3 protein-coding genes are annotated in these 6329 nt (G+C 56.0%); all 3 read right to left on the reverse strand.

The window, feature by feature from the left end; all coding sequences use genetic code 11:
* Positions 1-2072, reverse strand: a 2072-nt coding sequence (locus tag R6V78_RS01840) for a glycosyltransferase (protein WP_410287617.1), incomplete at its 3' end; no start/stop codon positions are given.
* Positions 2073-2269: 197 nt separating this feature from the next.
* Complete coding sequence (locus tag R6V78_RS01845) at positions 2270-4213, reverse strand: glycosyltransferase family 2 protein (RefSeq protein WP_410287618.1); 1944 nt, start codon at positions 4211-4213, stop codon at positions 2270-2272.
* A 116-nt stretch (positions 4214-4329) separates the two neighbouring features.
* Positions 4330-5571 carry an ATP-binding protein gene (locus R6V78_RS01850; RefSeq protein ID WP_410287619.1) on the reverse strand — a complete coding sequence of 414 codons (1242 nt, stop codon included), beginning with the start codon at positions 5569-5571 and terminating at the stop codon, positions 4330-4332.
* Positions 5572-6329 lie beyond the last annotated feature (758 nt).

A 6329-nucleotide genomic window follows, 5' to 3' on the forward strand; every position in this document is an offset into this window, starting at 1 on the left:
GGCACCAGCACCTGGTCCGCCGCCATCAAAGCCCGTCTGTGCATGGCTCGCCAGGCCCCTATGTCGGTCACCTTAAAATCGGAACCCACTTCAACCAGGCACTTGTTGCAGGCGGTTTCAGCCGGCTCGCCGCAATAAAAGCCGTTCGCATCAGCCAGGTTGATGCGCGGACAGATGACTTTGTAGTCATGCAGGTTCGCGGCCCAACGTACATCCAAAGATTCGGTCAAGGCGCACAGGTGGTCAGGCGCTTCAGTCTCGAAATCGACCAGGCTGTGGGTATGAATATCGGTGATGCCGAGTTTTTTGAGTACGTTGGTCATTCCGGTCGTATCCGCCAAAATGCAGGCGGGAAGGTTCGGCAGCGGTTTGGCCGCGGAATGACGAAAAACGACATGGGACGGTTCACCGGCTTTGGGACGCAGAAGAAAGACACCGTGGCCTTCCCGGTTGAACCGCTGGATCTCTTCCTGCACTTTCCTTTCGGCACCGCCGCCCCGATGATGACAAACGATGAGCGTATTTTTGTTTCGGCGAAACCGTGTCAACCGTGCCATGTCTAAACGGCTGCGCATTTCGTTTAGGGGATCACGATCGATGAAAGTGGCCACATCCCGCTGATACGCGGGGTGCATCCGATCAAGGGTTTTAAGGGCGGCCTGGATTCGTTTGGCCTTTTGCCCCTGGAACGAGGCCGAACCCCAATGGTGGATGAAGACATCGGCGGCGATGACGTTGCGCCAGCCTTTGCGGATGGCGCGCTGACAGAAGTCATTTTCCTCTCCGTAGCCCCTGCCGAATGACGCCTCATCGAACTGACCCACATCCGCCAGGGCGGCGCGTTTGAGATACATACAAAAACCGACCCCGGTGGGTGCTTCCACGTCCAGACCGGCATTTACCTTGGCAGTCAACGAATCCAGTTCGGCATAACTCAATTCCAGAGGGAAAGGATTGTCCTGCAAGAAGCGGGGATAGCTGCAGATGGTGGCGTTGTTGGAAAGCGGGGTTACGGTGCCCGTTCTGGGGTGGCGTTGAGCGGCCTGCCGAAGCCGATCGAGCCATCCGTCGAAGACCTCCGTATCGGCGTTCAAAAGCACCACATCGCGTTCCGGATGAAGGGCCATACCCCGGTTGACGCTGTGGATGAATCCGCGGTTTTGCGTATTGCCCAACAAGGTGAACAGTCCCTGGTCAGCCAGTCTGTGTAGATCCTCAGCCATTTTGGCATCCGGGCTGGCATCGTCGACCACCACCAATTCGAAGGCGGTTGTATTTGAAACAGCGAGAACGCTATGCAGGCAGCGCAGCGTCTCGGTTCTTCCCTTATATACCGGAACCACGACATCCACCGCAGCGTCCTTGATCTCTGCACGGGATTTGAGCGCCGCCCACGATGCCTTGCTGGGAATGACGGCTTGGGGGATATCCGCCATGGCAGCATCCGAAAAACCCCCATCCTCTTCCGGCACTGTGCGCCGCTCCTCAAAGCGGCCGATTCGAAGGTAATGAAGCAGTGGATTGATACGAGCATGGGCGACACTCGGGTTGGTGCGCAGATAGTAGGCACCGTCAAACTGCGGGGAGGGTGAACGTCCTTCAACACCGCCCCATTTCAGGTAATGGTGCAGCGGGTCGAAGCCGGCGCGGGCAACATCCTTGTTGACGGCCAGGTAAAAATCGACATCGAACCACGGACTGGGTGAAATTCGCAGGTAGCGTCCGACACGGGCGTAGTGAAGCAGCGTAATCACGTATTTTGCCCGGTTTTTTGCGTGGGCACGATAGTAATCCGGATCGAAAAACGCCATGGGCCAACGTCCTTCCCGGTCGCCGTACGTCACATAGTGGCGCAGCGGCGACATTCCGGCATGCACGGCATCCCCATGGGTTTCGAGATAGAAAGCGCTATCGAAAAGCCCGCTACGCCTGATCAAGTGGATGAGGAGTGACCGATAGGCGCTGCGCAGCAACGTCAATCCTGTAAGGGTTTTAAAGATCCAGAGCGATGCAAGCAGCACTTCGCCGCGCCAGGCGTTTGCCCGGTCTCGCCACAGGATTTTCGATCGCATCGCTACAACTCCTTTCGCCGGCCGTGGCCGCCCAGGCAATACCCACAGCTCAACGGATACCGATTCATCTTCAAGTCGGCTTCTTCGGATCATCTCAGGACATCTGTGGGGTGTTCTGCAGTAATTGGGCCAACAGACAGACAAGGTTGTAATTAAACGCAGCTGCCACGCTCATTTCAATAACTATCTAATATTAATTAATTTCCGAATCTTAATGGGCTTTGGTTAAGCACAACGGCGTCAGGTGTGTAGACAATCCGCCTGCCAAGAACATGACGGACGAATTCGCACATGATCCGGTCGGATTGACTTTCCCTTTCCTGATGGACATCGAGACTGCCGCACAGTTCCCAGGCGTCTCGCTTGATATAGACGCAGACAAAGGAGGCGAAATTCAGATCCACCGGACCGCCGCTGTGAAAAAGAGGGAGGGGTTCAACATTGCTGTGATGATGGGACAGGGCAATATCGCAAGGCACATCGTCGAAAGCGTAAGGGACGTGGGTGTTGATCGACGGATCCCCACCGGGAACGACCTGCTGAGGTGCAGCTATGGCTATGGAGCCGCCCGCATACGCCGCTTTCTGTAACGCAGAAAGCGTGCCGGGCATAAGTGTCGCGTTCAGGTCCAGCAACACGAGATCGCTTTCGGGGTCGGCGACCCGCACAGCCTGGTTGACCGCCTGGAAAAGATCGAATCCGGGGTCTGCGACGATCGTCTTCACTCCGGCATTCTCCTGCTCGGCAAGACAACTCGTGCTAGCCAGATGGGATGGATCGACTACGGCAAAGACCTGTACAAGCGGATCGCGCGAATAAGCTTTCAGCGATTCGATGCATGCGTCGCGGTTTCCTCGGCCACCGTGAGCCGATACAATGACGGCTACTTTTTTCGTCAGCGAGCCCTCACCCTGCGGAAACCCGCCTTGCCTGCCGCAGCCGAATTTTTCCACGATGTAATTGCGAGCTGGATCCAACGCCTCCGTGGAAGTAATCGTATTTTCCGCCTTGTCCAGGAAATAGTGCGACTGGAGAATGGGCACCGAGTAGATCTTGCCCACGCGGGCGATCCGCAGGATCAGCTCCCAGTCGACCCAGCGTTTGATCGCTTCGCAGAATCCCCCGCCGACAATCTTTAAAACAGCGCGTCGATGGACAAAGCAGTTCAAGTCGATGTAATTGCGATTGCGCAGCAGGGACGGATTGTAGCAACCGAAGCGCACGGCAAAGGGCTCGTTGTCACAGCCCCGGTAGAGATACTGGCCGCTGTATGCGGCATCCGCATCGGGCTGTACCTGAAAGAAACCGGTCATGGACTTCAGATAGTCAGGCCGCCAGCTGTTGTCGGAATCCAGATAGGCGATCAGCTCGCCCCGGGCCGCCGCCAGGCCGCGGTTGCGGGCTGCGGAAACGCCACTCGATTGGCCACTTTCGAGCAGACGAATACGCGGATCGGTAAAGCCCCGCACCACCGCAAGGCCGTCATCCCGGCTGCCGTCGTCGACCACGATCAACTCAAGATTTATATAGGACTGCGCCAACACCGAGCCCACGGCATCGCCGACCACCTCGACGCGGTCGCGCATGGGCATGATCACCGACACCAGGGGAGGCTCCTTACACTCCTTTTGCTTGAGGCACAGCCAGCGGGCGACCTGATCCATCAACTTGAAATTGTCCAGGTCCAGCGCAGCAAAAGGGGCCGTGACCAGGGGGTCGAGCATGCAGCCGGTCAGGTACTCAGCGAAATTGCCATAGGGGCGTTTGATGGTGTGCGGATCCAGGCAGGGCGCAGTGAGCCGGCCCTCCCTCTTGCCGTAGCGGATATAATGCAACAGGGGGTTGATGCCCGCCTCGGCCACATCGTGGTAGCGCGCCAGGTAGCCGCTGGTACTGAAGTCCGGTCCCGGATCGCGGCCTTCGGATACGCCGTAGGACAGGTAGTGTTCCAGGGGATCCATGCCAGAATTTGCCACATCCTGGTACTGCTCCAGATACCAGTCGGCCGAGAAATAACCGCTGGCGAGGATTTGATTATGGACAGGGTCGGTGTCAGCCATGATTAGTATTTTGAACAGAAGGATATTTTTTACTACCACGAAGAGCACGAAGGGCACGAAGAGGGCGCGCCAGCGCGCCAATACTTTTTTCTTCGTGTGCGTCGTGGTGAAAATTTTGACTTTGCAGTCGTTTAAGGTTTTTCCAAAACTGGAATCAACAGGCAATCGCAGATATTCTTTACCTCGATCGGTTCAGTTTATTTCCCCCACAATGTAGACAGAGGTGCAGCCCAGAGACGATCGCCGAGCGGCAAGATTTCTATGCCGTCGTAGAGTATCACCCCCAGCCTGAAAGCGCCCCCGGCAACGGTTTTCAGCCGCCTGAGGCCGCGCAGATCGCTTTCCCTTAAGGTAGCAGCCGCCTTGATTTCCACGCCCACCAGTTGCCCGGCTGCGTTTTCGATCACCACGTCCACTTCGATCTGGTCGTGATCTCGGTAGTAGAGCATGCGGAAATCCCCCTCAGCGGTGGTAGTATGCTTGAGGAGTTCAGCAAAGACGAAGTTTTCCAGCACCATCCCAAATCGGGTGCGATCCTGCTGCACAGTGTCGGCAGTTAAATCCATCAGCGTCGAGAGCAATCCTGAGTCGACGAACTGCACCTTGGGCGTCTTCACAATACGATTGAGCCGATTGCGCGCCCAGACCTCAACACGTTGGAGCAGATACATCTGCTCAAAAACCCCGATGTAGCGGGCTGCCGTCTTACCATCCAAGCCCACCTGGCCGCCCAGTTGCGTGTAGTTGCACATCTGACCGGCCATCTGCGCCAACGCCCGCAAAAAACGCGGCAAATGATCGAGCTTTTCAATGCCGGCTACATCCCGCACATCCCGCTCGATGAGGGCATCGGTATATTGGCGCGCCCAGGCAGTACGCCGCCGTGCCGTGGAACGCGCCACTGCTTCAGGATAACCGCCTCGCAAGACGGTTTCCACCAGATCGCCACCCACAAACGGGGTTGCCACCTCAGGCAAAGGCCCGGAAAAAACCCGGTCAAGCCAGTTGACCGATGAACCATGCATCTCACTTTGCGACAACGGCAACAAAGTCAGGGTCTCGATCCGGCCGGCAAGCGAGTCAGCGACTGCTGGCATGACCATGAGGTTGGCCGATCCGGTGAGCAAAAACCGCCCCGGACGTCTGTCCTCATCCACGCTTTTTTTGATTGCCAGCAACAGCTGGGGGGCACGTTGAATTTCGTCGATCACCGCGCGATTCAGACTGCGCACCATCCCCACCGGGTCTTCACGGGCGGCCAAAAGCGTCAGCTCATCGTCCAAGGTAAGATAGCGCATATCCCGATCCGCCAATTGACGAACCAGGGTTGTCTTGCCAGCTTGGCGCGGGCCGGCCAGCAACACCACGGGAGTGTCGGCCATCGCCTCGGTGACGCGATCTTTAATCAGCCTGGGATAAAGTGGAATTTCTGAGGTCATAGGCCTGCATGCTATCGTGCGTTTCGGAATTTATCAACAAAAATTCCGGAATCTCCATCCGTGCGATTCGGAAAATCAGTGCCCGAAAGCCGTAACCCCCTGCTTTGCATTGTTGGGCTACCTATAATTCCGGCACCCGTGGATGAAAAGATCCGGCGCAGCTACGAAAAAAAACATCCGGATCAACGTCACCTTGCCCGAATCGCTCTCGCATGAAGTGGACCAGTTCCGCCTATATCACCAGCGACGTCTGCAGAGAGACGGCTGAGCAAAATGGTCTGAAGTGGGTGAGAATGGAGGCATGGACACAATCGGAAGGATCGCATTTTGAACAGAAGGATATTCTTTACTACCACCAAGAGCACGAAGGGCACGAAAATCGCGCGCCAGCGCGCTAATACTGATTTCACTTATCTATAAGGACCAGGTTGGTCGCTTGACGGAACACCCAACTGTGTCTTCCCGGAAGCAGCGAAGCGGATATCCGGGATCCAGACAATCGGGTGAGCATCGTGGATAGCGCTACTGCTTCACGTTTGCCCCGCCTTCGCGGGAATGCCACCATACACTAAACCAGTTGAAATAATAAACCTTCCGTTTGATAAGTACCGGGTTCAAGAAGTCACTTGAGCTTTATAGAGAACCGGAATACGTTTTTCTTCGTGTGCGTCGTGTCCTTCGTGGTGAAACATTTACCCAGACTGAGCGTTCCAAATTTTTCCAGATAATGTAATATGCTCATTTTATAGATTTTTCCG

It is taken from the genome of Desulfosarcina sp. (assembly GCF_046496365.1).
Taxonomy (GTDB): Bacteria; Desulfobacterota; Desulfobacteria; order Desulfobacterales; family Desulfosarcinaceae; genus Desulfosarcina.